11 protein-coding genes are annotated in these 15,642 nt (G+C 46.4%); 3 read left to right on the forward strand and 8 right to left on the reverse strand.

Annotation, left to right across the window (positions count from 1 at the left end; genetic code table 11):
- Positions 1-181: 181 nt before the first annotated feature.
- The gene (locus tag MKX68_RS06495) at positions 182-1,411 is read left to right on the forward strand and encodes a nitrate/nitrite transporter (RefSeq protein ID WP_338594837.1); all 1,230 of its coding nucleotides are present in this window, start codon (positions 182-184) and stop codon (positions 1,409-1,411) included.
- Between the two features lie 146 nt (positions 1,412-1,557).
- On the opposite strand, the gene fabF is transcribed toward MKX68_RS06495, so the two are convergent.
- The gene (fabF, locus tag MKX68_RS06500) at positions 1,558-2,796 is read right to left on the reverse strand and encodes a beta-ketoacyl-ACP synthase II (protein ID WP_338591102.1); all 1,239 of its coding nucleotides are present in this window, start codon (positions 2,794-2,796) and stop codon (positions 1,558-1,560) included.
- 138 nt (positions 2,797-2,934) lie between these two features.
- Here fabF and MKX68_RS06505 point away from each other — a divergent pair, with 138 nt between their 5' ends.
- Together MKX68_RS06505 and MKX68_RS06510 are read left to right on the forward strand one after the other, a co-directional pair.
- Complete coding sequence (locus MKX68_RS06505) at positions 2,935-3,798, forward strand: helix-turn-helix transcriptional regulator (RefSeq protein WP_338591100.1); 864 nt, start codon at positions 2,935-2,937, stop codon at positions 3,796-3,798.
- 134 nt (positions 3,799-3,932) lie between these two features.
- The gene (locus MKX68_RS06510) at positions 3,933-4,607 is read left to right on the forward strand and encodes a response regulator transcription factor (protein ID WP_091034665.1); all 675 of its coding nucleotides are present in this window, start codon (positions 3,933-3,935) and stop codon (positions 4,605-4,607) included.
- Positions 4,608-4,628: 21 nt separating this feature from the next.
- Here MKX68_RS06510 and MKX68_RS06515 read toward each other — a convergent pair whose 3' ends face one another.
- The 7 genes from MKX68_RS06515 to MKX68_RS06545 all read right to left on the reverse strand — a co-directional run bounded on the left by MKX68_RS06515 (position 4,629) and on the right by MKX68_RS06545 (position 15,574).
- Positions 4,629-7,853: a hybrid sensor histidine kinase/response regulator gene (locus MKX68_RS06515; RefSeq protein ID WP_340910169.1), complete on the reverse strand. Its 3,225-nt coding sequence runs from the start codon at positions 7,851-7,853 to the stop codon at positions 4,629-4,631.
- Between the two features lie 194 nt (positions 7,854-8,047).
- A complete protein-coding gene (locus MKX68_RS06520; RefSeq protein ID WP_036672654.1) occupies positions 8,048-8,353 on the reverse strand; it encodes a PAS domain-containing protein in 306 nt (101 codons plus the stop codon).
- Positions 8,354-8,424: 71 nt separating this feature from the next.
- On the reverse strand, positions 8,425-10,383 hold the full coding sequence (locus MKX68_RS06525) for a methyl-accepting chemotaxis protein (protein WP_340915314.1): 1,959 nt from the start codon (positions 10,381-10,383) through the stop codon (positions 8,425-8,427).
- Between the two features lie 374 nt (positions 10,384-10,757).
- Complete coding sequence (locus tag MKX68_RS06530; protein WP_339786124.1) at positions 10,758-11,615, reverse strand: MetQ/NlpA family ABC transporter substrate-binding protein; 858 nt, start codon at positions 11,613-11,615, stop codon at positions 10,758-10,760.
- A gap of 46 nt (positions 11,616-11,661) precedes the next feature.
- A complete protein-coding gene (locus tag MKX68_RS06535; protein WP_047841707.1) occupies positions 11,662-12,333 on the reverse strand; it encodes a methionine ABC transporter permease in 672 nt (223 codons plus the stop codon).
- Positions 12,330-13,139 carry a methionine ABC transporter ATP-binding protein gene (locus MKX68_RS06540; RefSeq protein ID WP_338591085.1) on the reverse strand — a complete coding sequence of 270 codons (810 nt, stop codon included), beginning with the start codon at positions 13,137-13,139 and terminating at the stop codon, positions 12,330-12,332. Before MKX68_RS06540 ends, MKX68_RS06535 begins: the two co-directional genes overlap by 4 nt.
- A gap of 146 nt (positions 13,140-13,285) precedes the next feature.
- Entirely contained in the window at positions 13,286-15,574 is a 2,289-nt protein-coding gene (locus MKX68_RS06545) for an outer membrane protein assembly factor BamB family protein (RefSeq protein WP_340910174.1), read from the reverse strand.
- Positions 15,575-15,642 lie beyond the last annotated feature (68 nt).

Below are 15,642 nucleotides of genomic sequence, written 5' to 3' on the forward strand. Positions count from 1 at the left end.
ATTTGAATCAAAATCACAGTGCTGTGATCAACTCAGATGCGGGAACACAATGACGTGTACCGCCTGTCGGCAACGGGGCCGCAAATCGTTCAGATCTGGACGAATTGCGGCCTTTTTCTGCCTTAACACGCACATAGACAAATCACGAAGATCTCAATTGGATGAGGAGCGATGATGGATGATGGAGAGCAAAAGTTTTTGGAAAAGCGGGCATAAGCCCACCCTCTTCGGGGCGTTTATGTATTTTGACATCAGTTTTATGATATGGGGGATGCTGGGTCCACTCGCAGTTGTCATTGCATTGGACTATCCGATGACTCCGCTGGAAAAGGCCAATCTGGTCGCATTGCCTATTCTCGGCGGCTCCATCCTGCGCCTTGTGCTTGGCTTCATGTCTGATTATATTGGTCCGAAACTAACCGCACAGATCGGGATGCTCGTCACCTTAGTTCCTTTATTACTCGGCTGGTTATGGGTTGACTCTTTAAGCCAACTGTACGTGGTGGCACTCTTGCTTGGTGTCGCAGGTGCCTCATTTGCTGCTGCGCTACCTCTGGCAGGCCAATGGTATGGCAAGGAGCATCAGGGTCTGGCCATGGGTATTGCCGGGGCGGGTAACAGCGGAACCGTACTCGCGACGTTGTTTGCCAATCGCTTGGCTACGCATTTTGGCAGCTGGGAAGTTGTGTTCGGACTTGCTATTATACCGATTGCTATCGTATTTATTCTCTTTTCTATCTTTGCCAAGAATAGCCCTAACCGGCCTGAACCCAAGAAATTGTCTCAATATGGAAGTCTGCTTAAACAAAAAGATGCTTGGGTATTCTGTGCCTTCTATTGTGTAACCTTTGGTGGTTTCGTTGGATTATGTAACTATCTCACCATCTTCTTCAACACCCAGTATGGACTCTCTCCTGTTCGTGCCGCAGACATTACCACCTTCTGTGTGATCGCAGGCAGTTTCTTCCGGCCTGTTGGGGGGTACTTGGCGGACAAAATTGGGGGAACTCGCATGCTAACTTTCCTGTACACAGGTGCCTGTATCATGTTGATCGGTGTATCCTTCATGCCACCACTTCCCGTTGTGGTAGTCATGTTGTTCCTCGGCATGATGTGTCTGGGAGCCGGAAATGGTTCGGTGTTCCAACTGGTTCCCCAACGCTTCGGTAACGAGATTGGTCTAATGACAGGTATTGTAGGTGCCGCTGGCGGATTGGGCGGGTATGCACTGCCGCTGATTCTCGGTCAACTGTACAGCAGTTATCAATCCTATACACCAGGTTTTGTCATTCTTAGCCTGATTGCAGCAGCTTCCCTGTTCCTGGTTCTCTTCATGCAATCCCGCTGGCGTGTGAGCTGGTTGAATCGGGGCAGCAAAGGCATGGCGGAATCAACATCCCTCTCTTCCTGAGGCGTACAACCACTTGGCCGTTAACCAATGGTATGGTGTTTACGAGTGATCCATAAGTAACCAAAGAAACAGCGTTGCCTCATCAGGCAGCGCTGTTTCTTTGGTTACGGCTTTCTTTCTGCTTAAAGCAGCTTTTTCTTTTTGACTTAAGATGAATATTTTTGAAGAACAATAACTGCATTATGACCGCCAAAACCAAAGGAATTAGACATCCCAATCCGCAAATCCGCTTTTCTTGCCTCGTTTGGTACATAATCCAGATCACATTCAGGGTCACTCTGCTCCTGATTGATTGTTGGAGGTATGATGCCATGCCGCAGACTTTGGATAAGTGAGATCGCCTCCGCACCACCAGCTGCACCAAGCATATGTCCCGTCATGGACTTATTCGCTGTGACCGGAATATCATAGGCACCTGTCCCAAAAAGTTGCTTAATCGCTCTCGTCTCAGACAGATCACCTGCCTCCGTACTGGTGGCATGAGCGTTAATCACATCAATATCCTCAGGACCAATCTGTGCTTCTTTCAGCGCTGCTTTCATCGCCAGATATGCACCCCGCCCTTCCGGATGGGTAGCTACCATATGATACGCATCTGAACTGGCACCATATCCAATCACTTCGGCAAGAATATTCGCCCCTCTTCCCAGTGCATGAGATAGTGACTCAACAACCAGAATTCCAGCGCCCTCCGCCATGACAAAACCGTCTCTCCCCGCATCAAATGGACGACTTGCTGCTTGGAACGCTTCATTTCTTGTTGACAACGCTGTTGCATTACCAAAGCTTGCCAGTGACACTTCCGTTACAGCCGCTTCTGTCCCGCCAGCAATAATGACATCAGCTCCGCCATGACGAATTACCCGGAAAGCCTCTCCAATGGCTGTATTGCCAATGGAACAAGCTGTTACTGGTGACAATGTCGGCCCCCAGCAACCAAACCTCATACTGACCATAGCTGCCGCCATATTGGATATCATCATCGGTACCAGTGTTGGGCTGACTCGCGCAGGTCCCCGATCTGACAGGACCTTGCCTTGTTCCATTAATGTCTGGATGCCGCCTATACCTGAACCAATATATACACCTACCCGTTCACGGTCCAATTCATCCATCACAAGAACCGATTGTGATACAGCCTGATCCGCAGCAGCAACAGCAAATTGAACGAATCGATCCATACGCCTTGCTTCCTTGCGTCCAAAACGCTCTTCACCATCAAAATCACGGACTACACCAGCGATTCTGGTTTTGTACAAAGCTGTATCAAAATGTTCTATAGGCGATACACCTGATCTACCTTCAATTAATCCATTCCAGAATGTATGTACATCATTTCCCAAAGGAGAGATGACTCCCATACCTGTAATCACGACTCGTTCCATGTCCATCCTCCTTCAGCGCTGTTGTCTACCTTATTCTTACGCTCTGCCACTAATAGTGCACTTTTGAATATCCTATTACAAGTTGTCAATTATAATAGTATAATGACTACCATGATAACGAGGATTGAAGGTGATGGAGTGAACTACGATGTCAGGTTACAGGCATTGTCCACTTTTCTGAAAACACAGCGTTCCAAAATTTCTCCCGAATCGGTCGGTTTACCCACTGGAAGTCGGAGAAGAACGCCTGGGCTGAGAAGAGAAGAGGTTTCCCAACTGGCAGGAGTGAGTACAACATGGTATACCTGGCTTGAACAAGGTCGGGATATTCAGGTCTCCCATTCCGTGTTGGATAACATTGCTTCAGCACTAAGGCTTACTGCAGATGAACGAAAGTATCTATTTTCGCTCGCCATGGACCATCATATGGAGCTGCCCACACTGGAAGAAGAACCGGTTCAACTTCACCCTTCCTTGCAGAAAATTTTACAAGAGCTTCACCACTGCCCTACCGTGATCTCGGATCGGCGTTGTTATATTGTTGGCTGGAATGATGCAGCCCGGCATGTTTTTATGGATTTTGAACAGATTGCCCCCGAACAGCGGAATATGATCAGTCTGTTATTTGATCGAAAGGAATTTCGCAGGCTCGCGGTGAACTGGGAGGATTTTGTTAGCGGATTTCTGGCGATTTTTCGTGCTTACTATGGTCAGTACGTTGATGATGAATGGTATAATTTATTTCTGGATGACATGATGAACAGACATCCCGATTTTCATACCCTTTGGAAACAAAGCAGCGTCAGCAGTGCCCCGGACGTATTAATCGAATTTAGACATTCCAAAGCAGGCAAAATGTTGTTTGATCTGACTTCGTTGCAGGTTCAGGGTAGTTCCGATCTTCGTTGCAGTGTCTACACCCCTGCGCCAGAGAGCGCTACCGAACGCAAACTGATGCGCCTGATCGAGCGTGAAACTGATCCACATCTTGGCAAGCATTAAATCGGAGTCTCTCAACTTCTTGGAGTCATGTTAGAGTCTTGACTTCCTCATGTTGCATGTTTTAAATATCAGGTATATTAAGTAATTCATGGATCTTAGTCCTTCTACAAGAAGGGGGTTCAGAAAGGAATATCATGACGAAAGTGCTTATCATAGAGGACGACAACATGTTAGGCGATACATTATCCTTGTATTTGCAAGGTGAAGGGTATGATGTTATCCGTGTCGATAACGCAAGAGATGGTCTTCTACAGCTTCAAGCGCGGCCTGATATCCTGCTTCTTGACTTGATGCTCCCTGATTCGGGTAATAAGAATCCTTGTTCTCTCATGCGCCAGCATACGGCAATCCCCATTATTGTCATATCTTCGTTAACCGAGGTTTCTGAGCGGATTCGATCATTAACAGATGGTGCTGATGACTATGTATGTAAACCTTTCAGCATGCAGGAGCTGAAGGCACGTATTGAGGCCGTATTGCGCCGCTACTCCATATTGAACAGCTCTGTTGTCACTGAACAGGAATCCGGAATATCTCTCGATCTGGCCCGAAGAACTGTTCTGTTGAATAACCAGCGCGTAGAGATGACGTTTTCCGAATTTGAGATCATGAAGCTGTTTATTCTCAATCCTGGCAAGGTCTACAGTAGGTATGCCCTGATTGAAGCCATTCGTGGTATTGATGCGTACATTAATGATCGCACCATCGATGTGCACATTACCAAGCTTCGTAAAAAAATTGAGGACAATCCAAAAAACCCCCAATACATTCAAACCATCTGGGGGGTCGGATATAAGTTCACACCTTAAAACAACACAGCTTCATTCCGATCACCATGGCAGGGACTCGGTGATTGTATCAATTTCCTGTTGTACCTTCTCCAATACTGAACGCAGTTCATCTTCTTTAAATAACGGACGGGACAAGAGCGATTCCAATTGGAGAACCGCACACATCAGGTCCACTGCATGCAGATTCGCAGCTACGCCTCGAAGAGAATGAACACTACGAATGACATCAGCAATCTGCTGTTGCTGAAGTTGAATCGCCAGTTTTTTCTGAAACGAGCCATACTCCATTCTGAATTTCGTGAGCGCATATTGCAGAATATGCGGCTTGCCGTCCATCTGTCTGATCGCCTTATCTGCATCAATTCCATTGATCTCCCTTATGCCTTTTAGATCAATCCATATTTCCAAAATGTCTGCGATCTGTTGTTCATGTATGGGCTTAGTCAATATGGCATTCATGCCTGCTTCAAGATATAATTCATGGTCGCTTTTTAAACTATTCGCTGTAAGCGCGATAATGGGTGTACGATCATATTTCCTCATCTTGCGAATGTGTCGCGTTGCATCAATTCCGTTCATATCTGGCATATAGAGGTCCATCAGGATCAGTTCCCATATATGTTCGTCCAATTTCTTCAAAACCTCTGTGCCACTGTCTGCCAGCGTCACCTTGAATCCGGTATGTTCCAGCATGGCCCGAATGACCAGTTGATTGATTTCATGATCTTCAGCGATTAGAATGTGCCCTTTGGATTTAAGCAAATAAGATTCATCGCCTTCTATCATCCGCTTTTTCTCCAATGGCCCTTCACCCTGAAGTGCAAGTAACACTTCGAACAATCCCAGACGAGTAATCGGTTTGATCATCATGAGATCCGGGCGAAAGGATTTCTCCGCACTCCACAGGGCATTTTCACTAAAAGCATGGGTATAACCCACCATTTGAAATTTGGTTCGATTCAATCGCTTCATGAAGCTGTCCCATGACGAATCGTGGACGGTGTCCTCTGCATCCATATCCATCATTATCAGCATGGAACTTGCCCCATCTACATGAGGGACATACCAATCACTTTTCATCATATGGTTCAACGAAGGATACAGCTTCGGCTTCATTCCGAATGAGTAGAGTAACTGCTTCAGATTTTCGGCCATTCGTTCATCTTCTTCAACGATAACCACATCATCGGCAGAATATAGAAGAGGGTATGTTTGCAGGAAGGAACTTTCTTCTTCCGAATCTGCGAGTTCAAATATCAAGTCAAATGAAAACAGACTGTACTCTCCGAGCACACTATCCACCCGCAAGCTTCCTCCCAAAGAGGTGACCAGAAGGTAACAGATGACCAGCCCAAGACCAGAGCCACCATATGTTCGATACGTCGAGGGTTCCGCTTGAGTAAACGGGACAAAGAGCCGTTCCAATTGTTCGGGTGACATTCCGATTCCCGTGTCCTCTACCTCAAAACGGACATGAACTCGCTCCGTCTCCAATGAAAGAACCTCTGCCTGCAACGTTACATATCCATGCTCCGTAAATTTAATCGCATTACTCAGAAGATTCAATAACACCTGTTCAAGTCGGAATGGATCACCAATTACCGTTAACGGCAGATCGGGATCGGTTGTAAAGATCACTTCGATATCTTTGTGCCCAATAGCCACACCGATCTGATCTGCCACACGTTTGATCACTTCCTCTGGTGAAAAAGAGACCTTCTCCAACATCAGCTTGCCTGCCTCTATTTTTGAAAAATCAAGAATATCATTTACGAGGGCAAGCAAGGTTTGGGAGGACGCGTTGATTTTACTCAAATAATCCTTTTGTTGTGGAGATAGATCCGTTCGTTGAAGCAACACCGAAAAGTTGATAATACCGCTCAGTGGGGTACGAATCTCGTGGCTCATGAATGCGAGAAACTCACTCTTCGCCTGGCTTGCTTTGTCGGCCTTAACACGTCTATAGTGATCCGAAATGTCATGAATGACTGCCTTAATTTTCTCACTCGAGTTTAATACTTTAACAGGGTATAGGTGAACCCGAACATGCTGCTCATGACCTTCTCCAACAATGAAACTCAGCTCCGTATCCTGTGCTATATTGTGATGTAAGGCTTTTTGGAAAACGAACAACCAGTTCTCTAGCTGCTCAATGAACAACAATTCTTCAAGCTGACGCCCAATCACTTCCTGCCTGCCGAGACCGAGAACATCCAGAAATTTCTGATCAACCGACACAATAGATCTGTTGTTATCCAATCCGACAAACCAGTCTGCCGACACTCGCTCAAGTGTTCGATATCGCTCTTCACTTTCTTGAATCCTTCGTTTAACCGCTCTGTGTTCCGTAATATCAAGTCCATATCCCACGACATATTTCACCACGCCCTCTTCTCGCAGAGGGCGAACGTTCACCAACGAATAGTAACCTCCATGCTCAATCTCGTAAAAAAAAGATTCCCCTTCCCATGCCCGGTTAAACTGCTTTCGCAGAAATTCTACCTTTTCCTGAGGTAAAATATCCAATGTGCCCAGTTTGTAATCTTGCTTCAGACTACTCATATCCAAGCCCAGTCGGGAGAGCATCTCTCCCTCAAGCACAAGATACTCGAATTTTCCGTTCTGTTTTCGGATTTTAAAAGTAAAACCCGGCTGCATCCGAAGCATCTCCAGCATTTCCTGATCCCTCTGAATGACCAATCTCCTATATCGATGATTTTGGTTCAGATAATACAGGAATAATATAACGGACAGCAGGCAGATACATTGAAAAAAGAGAATCTGCCCCATCGTTAGCAGAGAAGGAGAATTTGTCTTTAGTACAGAAAGTTCATACACAGTAATCAGCAGCAACGCTCCGGACAACCACTTCTGTATAAATCCCCTGATATACTTAAAGATCAGACATATGGCTACAACAAATAACAACTCTGTCAACGCATACTGCCAGTTCTCCAACAAGGGATTACGCCCCATATTAATCCGAAAAATCCACATGAATGCAAAAGTAACGAACGCAGAGCCACTCCCACCAAAATAAGCAGCAAGCAGATACACACTGGCCCGGAAATTCAACAATGTACCATCCTCAAGCACAATAGAGAAATAATAGAGCGCCGTGCCCAACATGCTCAGCGTAATACCAATAATGATCCGAGTCGTGATGGATGTTGAACGGGTAGCATTTGTATGGTTCAGATAGTGATGAATTAGGAAAACAAAGATCAAAATTAGCGTGAAATTTAATACAAGATCGCGTAGCAAATGGTCACCGTCCACATTACGACTTCAGGATTTCATGCATTCAATGAATGTTGTCCGATTCATGGTCGCAGTTCCTCAGTACACAAATCATAGTATGCCAGGCTCCCTTATTCAATTGACGATATTGACCATTTTCTTGAAAATAATTACTAATTTCAGCTAACATACCCTTATCACCAAACAACGATTTTTTTTCATGAAAATTCATCATTAAATATGCTGATATAAAAAAGAGAATCATCCAAATGAACCGATGTAATCGTAACTTGGGCTTCCCACACTTCCTGATCAGCCTTCATCAGTTTAGCTACGCCCGACCAGGTCTGATTGCCTCTCCAGTGGGTATCCATTAGCAATCGGGCAGGCTGACCTATGGTGCTCTCCCGTGAGAATCCTGTTTTGGTTACATAAACGGAATTCACATCCAGAATCACACCCTCCTCATCCGTAATCATGACCGCATCCGTTAGCAGTAAGAAGGCTTTGAGTTCCAGTTGCATGGTTGTCCACTCCCTCTAATGAAACATGATGTGATGCTGTCCCTGTGTGATACTCCCTTCTACGATCCCGTTTAATACTTAAACTGTCTAATCAGGCGCTGTAGCTCTTCAGCCAGGGTAGATAAGCCACGAGCCGAGGCAGAAATCTGCTCCATTGCTGCCAGTTGCTCCTCTGAGGAAGCGGCCACTTCTTCGGAAGTTGCGGCGTTGCCTGACGCAATGCCTGCCAACTCATTGGATACAGCAGATACTTCCTGTACACCTGCTGTGATCTCTTGCGACGTGGCAGCAATCTCTTCAATCTGAGGTGTCGTTTCCCGCATGCTATCCAGAATACGTTCAAACTTCCGAATCGCTTCTGTAGAGATGTCCATACCCTCTCCAACCTCTGAAGTCACCTTCTCCATCATGCGAACGGAAGCAGCCATATCTTCCTGTACTGCCGTAGTCAGCACGGTGATTTCATTGACGGACTGCCCGGATTGCTCTGCCAACTTGCGAACCTCTGCTGCTACAACGGCGAATCCATTGCCATGTGTACCTGCACGAGCAGCTTCAATGGATGCGTTCAGTGCGAGCAGGTTTGTCTGTTTGGCTATATTTCCGATTAACTCCGTGATCGCTGAAATTTGGTGTGATCGTTCATATAACGCCTGAATCAACTGGTTTGTCTGTTCTACCGTCTCTTGAATCGATTGCATCTGACTTACCGTCTGCTTGACGGTGTTACCGCCTTCTTCTGCTTGTACGGTTGTATGTTTCGCCAAATCAGCGACATGTATGGAACGTTCGGCGATTCTTGTAATACCAATCGTAATTTCATTCATGGCCTGATGGTTATGTTCAATACCCTGGGTCTGTTTCTCCGCACCACTCGCAATTTCCTGAATGGCTCGCGCTACCTGCTCACTGGCTGCACTGGTTGATTCTGCGCTCTGAGTCATTTCATCCGATGAAATGACTACCTGACTGGCGCTGTTCTCCACATTTTGAATCAACACACGCAGATTGTGCTGCATTTTGCCAAAGGCATCACTCAGTTCACCTATTTCATCATGACTTGTGCTTGTAATGGTCTGGGTTAGATCCCCTTCGCTCACCTGAATCGCCTGATCCTTCAATTGACGGATCGGTTTAACAATCGATCGCATCACCAGCCAGATGATCAAAATCCCGATGACAAGACAAGAAACGATGACCATAATCGTTCGATTCAGAATAGGTGCAGCGGCATCCTCTACTTCAGAGGAGAACATTGTGCCAGCGACCTTCCATCCCGTGGATGCATTCGTGGCGTAATACATGACCTTATCAACCTGATCAAAGGTATAGTTGAAGTTGCCCGATTCATTCGCATACACCGGTTTCCAAAAATCCTCTGTTGCATCTGTTCCGGGTTCTACCGTGGGATGGTAGATATACTTTTCGCTGGCATCCAATAGAATCAGATATCCCTGTTCTCCCACGTTAATTCCACTCACCAAGGTGCTGATATTCGACAGATTCAGATCCAGCTGGACTACACCAGATTGGTCATTCAATGCCTTGGCGATGGTGATGGTGATCTCGTTTGTCTCGGCAGAAATATATGGGTCTGTAACAATGACCTGCTCTGGTTTTCCCATTGCTTCGGTGTACCATGGTCTTACTCGGGGATCGTAATCCTTGGGCATCTCTGCATCAGAGGACATCAGATACACACCGGCTTCTGTTCCCACACCTATGGTGATGATATCGGTGTTCTGCGCAGCGTACCCCTTCAATTCGTTCACAACCCGAACTTCGGCATCTTCTTGTCGTAATTGCTCTGCAAGTGTATTCGCATAGTATTCAATATGATTCCGCTTGGCATTGATCGAAAGATCAATCGTTGCACTGGCAAGGTTCACGTTTTCCATCGCACTATGTAAAATTTGCTTCTCCACTTCATCTTTTGCACTGTTATACGATAAAACTCCAATACTGAACGATGGAATGGCCAGGAAAGCAATAAAGGACACGATCAACTTCGTCTTAAAGTTATTATGCATCTTGTTGAACCAATTCGATTTGCTATTTTTTTGGGACAAATTTCTCTACCTCTTCCAGATTAATTTTAGATTTACTTGATCTAACTCTTGTAAAGCTCTCATAGATTGTAAACCATCTTTCTAAAAACTAGGTCTCCATTCTTGTAAAAAACACTTTTCACACTAAAAAACTCGCACAAATCTCTTAATTTATAATCCAAAAGAACTATTTTCAAACAAATTATACGAAAAAACTATTAAATAAAGTGTTCCGGGGATATGACCAAATTGTTAACTTTCTAAATACTTGTTAATAAGCACGCAGATGACAAAAAAAAAGATCCAAGCGTTATCGCTCAGATCTAAAGGCTATTAGTATTGGACCAACGTATTCTCTATTTAAATGCCGGGATCGCAATATCGGCGTATTTCTCTTCAAAGAAGGCTTTGACCTCTGGACCCGCCATGCGTTTAGCCAACTTCTGGATCGCTTCGGAGTCCTTATTATCCTCACGAGCAACCAGGGTAATCGCAAAATGGGAATCATCCTTCTCGGTTAACAATGCATCCTTTTTCGGTGTAAGACCGAGCGGACTTGCATATGCAGGTGTCATGGCTACCAGATCAGCATCATCCATCATGCGAGCCAGCATCAACAAGTCCACTTCCTCAAACTTGAAGTTCTTTGTATTCTCGGTGATGTCTGCCTGTGTGGCGTTAAAACCTACGCCCTCTTTCAGCTTAATCAACCCGTTCTGCTCCAGCATCACAAGAGAGCGACCAATGTTGGAAGGATCGTTTGCAATTGCAATCGTTGCACCTTCTGGCAATTCCTCAATCGTTTTGTACTTTTTGGAGTAGCCCCCATAGATGGCATTATAGATAGGCTGCACGGCCACCAGGTTCGCATTGTTCGCTTCATTATACTGAGTCATGTAAGGCACGTGTTGGAAGAAGTTTGCATCCACTTCCTTGTTCGCGAGTGCCGTATTTGGTTGAACGTTATCTGACAGTACAACAACTTCCAGGTTGACGCCATCTTCCTTCAATAGCGGTTTAACAATATCCAGTACGTCTGTCATCGGCGGAATCAATGTGGCCACTTTCAGCGTAACTTCTTGTGCAGCTTGTGTGTCTTCCTTCGTTCCTTCAGCCGCAGGTGTTTCTTCTTTTTTGCCACAAGCAGCTACAACCAGCATTACTGCAAGCAACATAAGCATCATTTTTGCTTTCATTTCATGTCTACCCCTCATCGTATAATCTGTATTGGTTATTCGTGATAATGCGCGGTCCAACCGTTCAGGATCTGCGATCCAGCCAGTGGGACAGTCTGCTGCCTGTGAATTGGATCATCTGTACCAGGATAATCATAATGATGATCGTAAATACCATAATCTCCGTTTCGAAGCGCTGATAACCGTAGCGAATGGCAAAATCGCCAACCCCTCCGCCACCTACAATGCCCATCACCGTCGAGTAGGAGATGAAGCTAATCGTAGCTGTCGTGAGTCCCAGTACAAGGCCAGATCGTGCCTCCACGTACAAGAATTTCACCACAAGTTGCATCGTCGATGCCCCCATGGAAGCAGCAGCTTCAACCACTCCCCTAGGTACATCCAGCAACGCTTGTTCCACCAGTCTGGCGTAGTAGGCAATCGCAATGACCGAGAGTGGCACGGTTGCCGCCAGCGTACCTATGGACGTTCCCACGACAATCCGTGTGAATGGAATCATGAATACAACCAGCAGTAAGAACGGAAACGAACGAACGATGTTGACGACACTGCCGAGTACAAAAGACAGCGTTTGATTCTGATACCGTTGTCCTCTCCGGAATAAGTACAGCAGTGTACCCAGAGGTAACCCGATCAGAACAGCTGCCGCAATGGAGATGCCCACCATGACAAAAGTCTCTCCGATCGCCTGCCATATCTCATGCTGATACTTCAGCACAGACTCAGGTAACCTCATGACTTGTCCTCCTGTTCTGCCTGACGGAACAAAGACGAACCTGTCATCCCGTATTCGTCACCCGCAAGCAAGGAGGTCAGCAGATCAGGCTGTGGAGCGGGGATACTGCTCACTTCCACTTTAGACAACGTACGAACGAGTCGCCCATCCTTCATGACGGATATCCTGTGACATAGTCTGCGAGCCACTTCCATCTCATGCGTCACTACAACAATGGTCACGCCCAGCGTTTCATTGACATGACGCAGCACATCCAGGATACCGCTTGTGGTCTGTGGATCAAGCGAAGAGGTCGGTTCATCACAGAGCAGCACATCCGGACGACTGGCGAGCGCCCGTGCAATCGCCACACGCTGCTTCTGTCCTCCGCTAAGCTGAGCAGGATATTGATCTGCCTTGTCTTCCAGTCCAACAAACCGCAGTACCTCAAGTCCACGTTCAACTCGCTGCGCACGAGATATACCCGCCAGTTCCAGCGGCATGCAGACATTGCCACTCACCGTTCGGTTACTGACCAGATTGAAGTGTTGAAAGATCATGCCAATGGATCTTCGTGCCTGACGCAGACTCTGTTCATTCATCTGGGTCAGGTGCTGCCCATTCACAACAACCTCACCATCATCCGGCTTTTCCAAACCATTGAGCATCCGCAGAAGCGTGGATTTGCCTGCGCCACTCGAACCTATGATGCCGTGAATTTCACCTTGTCCCACTTCAAGCGACACCGAGCTTAACGCTTCGAATCCCTGATCTGCACGGGAACCGCGCTCGTTATAACGTTTGCTTACACCATATAATGAGATCATGGAGAGTCCTCCCGTGAATGATCATGCATGGTTCTTCAAGAACACATGAAGAAAGCCCGCACAGCCGATAACCGGAGCGCGAGCAATCCTGTTCATTTATAATAAATCAACATCCCTTACGAGACAAGCTTTTAAGGTGAGATTGCCTACTGAAGGCGGCTGGCTTCATATAGACGAAAACGTCCGTTGGACGAACCCACATACACTTCATTACCGATCCGGTTGATCGTTCCATTCTTCGCATCCCGGTCCCGGTGCTCCGGGTTTCCCATCACAACGTCATGTACACGACCTAACAGTGCTCCATTCTTTTTGTTCATTATGAGCAGATTCTCGTCCATGGGCAACAGCAACTGATCATCAATGATCAGATAACTTCCCTGATTCGTCGGATGCCTTAGTGTTGCAATCGTATCTTTGACATTCCAACGCGTCTCCCCCGTTTTATAATCCAAAGCCGCTGGATAACCATTCTTAATCACATACAACTGATCCTCTTCCACCAGTCCTCGTTCAATCTTGCCCTTGAGCGTCCAGCATGTTTTGCCTGTCTTGGCATCATACAGGGTGGTTGTAAAATCTTCATATTCGCCGTAATGATTGCCGTTTTTGTTCTCACGGATCAACAACATGCCATCATTCAGCACCTCAAATCTCTGTCCTACCCGAGCAGGAAATTGGGCAAGCTTTTTCCCCGTGTTCAGATCAAGCAGCAACCACTGATTATCTAGTGATAGCCATCTTTCAGCATTCGTGGTTGCAAAGGGATCAAGACGTTCAATTCCACCAGTATATGGATCACTCCAAAATTGTTCTATGGTGGATCGTTTGCCCTTTAAGCTCCATACGGTTCGCCCTGATTGCGGATCGACTGCAACCAGCTTATTCTTTTCCCAATACAACACATAGGGGTCATCTGCACTCTTGTTCAACAATTCATAACCCGTAGCCAGTTTTCGCGTCCACAATGTTTTTCCGTTTGCACTGTCCAGAACCGTTAACCAACTGTTGCTTGAGCTCTCAACAACCGGGTTATCCACAACCACAACGTTCTTCGCAGCGGTGATACCATTTAGTCTAAAATTTTGCTTAGGGGTGTACGTCCACGTGACCTTTCCGTTCTTCAAGTTCAGATGACGAATACGATCCACGTATTTTTTCTTTTCCGGGTCATAATCGGTGTAGATTGTAACGTATTTGCGCTCTGCATCCACCTCTGCCTGCTGTCTTCCAAAGCCCCCATTGATCCCCCATAATTTCTGGCCTGTATGTCGGTCAAGAGCATATATGGAGCCTTCGTAGTAACCTCCGCTAAATCCACCGTCATCGCCTTTCATCAGGAGCACATCATCCGTGGCTGCTTGTAAAAAAGTGTAGTTAATATCTCCCTGGTTCGTCCATACCGGTTTCCAAGGTATTGTCGTCGGCAGCGTTGTGCCATAGATTTTTGTCGTGAACCCATATTCATCCGCCCGACTGATGTTCCAATCGGAAACGACAGTATTTCGATTATCCTGTGCTAAATTCCAGCGTGTTCTGACCAGTCTGCCATTCTTGTTGAACATGACCAGAAATTGCGCATCTTCCCGCTCATATCTCCAGGTCTGCCCAATACTCATTGCATAACCGGTATCATTCAAATTGCTAGAACTCTCTTTCCAATCCGGCTCGCCTAACCACCCAGCCACTTGTTCGGAGGTGGTTGCCTTGTTCAGCTTCATATCTGTCAGATGGCGTATAACCGAAGTTGGCAGCGATGCATCCTGTTGGAACCAACCATCCGCCACATTCATCCGCTGTTCTATAGCCTGTGCCTTGATCCAGAAGAGTCCTGGCCGATACGTGAAGGATTCTTTATCCCAGACTCGTGGGGCAATGGAAACCCCATACCATCCTTTCCACTTTGCAACAATAACAGCCTTATCCGTTAGCGCTTTCTCACTAGACCAGGTTGTAGAACTATCTGGAGCCAGATACAGCTTGCTGCCTGATTGGAGCGTGAAGCTTTGGGGAGCCGTTTCCGTCATGCTTCTGCTCTCCTTCAGTGCATACCAACTTGGCAGCCAAAAGTCTCCATGCTCGGTTGACTCAAGCTGTACCCACTCGCCTCGAACCGAGGCCAACGTATACTTTTCGTTTTTTGTTGTATAGTATTCAATCCCCAGCTGGTCAGCAGCCACACTGCCGTCCCTTCTGTTTTTGAACAGAGGGATGTCATTGATGAGCGTAACGGTATCTCCTTGTTTGTAGGCCAACTGTGTTGATAAGACTTGAGAACTTGCCCCCAAGGCTTGTGGCGTTGTAGCCACAGCTTGTCCTCCAAGCACGACCATTTTGGAATCCAGCAGCATCCATCCCGTCAACAGCACAACTGATAATCCAGTCATGGTAATCCATTTGTACCCCGTTCTCTGCCAGTCAGGACCCGTCTTCACTCTCGTTCATCCCCATCCATTAGAAGTTATTTCCATATAGACGCTGTAAACAGGAAAAAGTTACCGGT

Origin of the sequence: Paenibacillus sp. FSL M8-0212, assembly GCF_038004645.1 — a bacterium.
In the GTDB taxonomy this organism is placed as follows: domain Bacteria; phylum Bacillota; class Bacilli; order Paenibacillales; family Paenibacillaceae; genus Paenibacillus.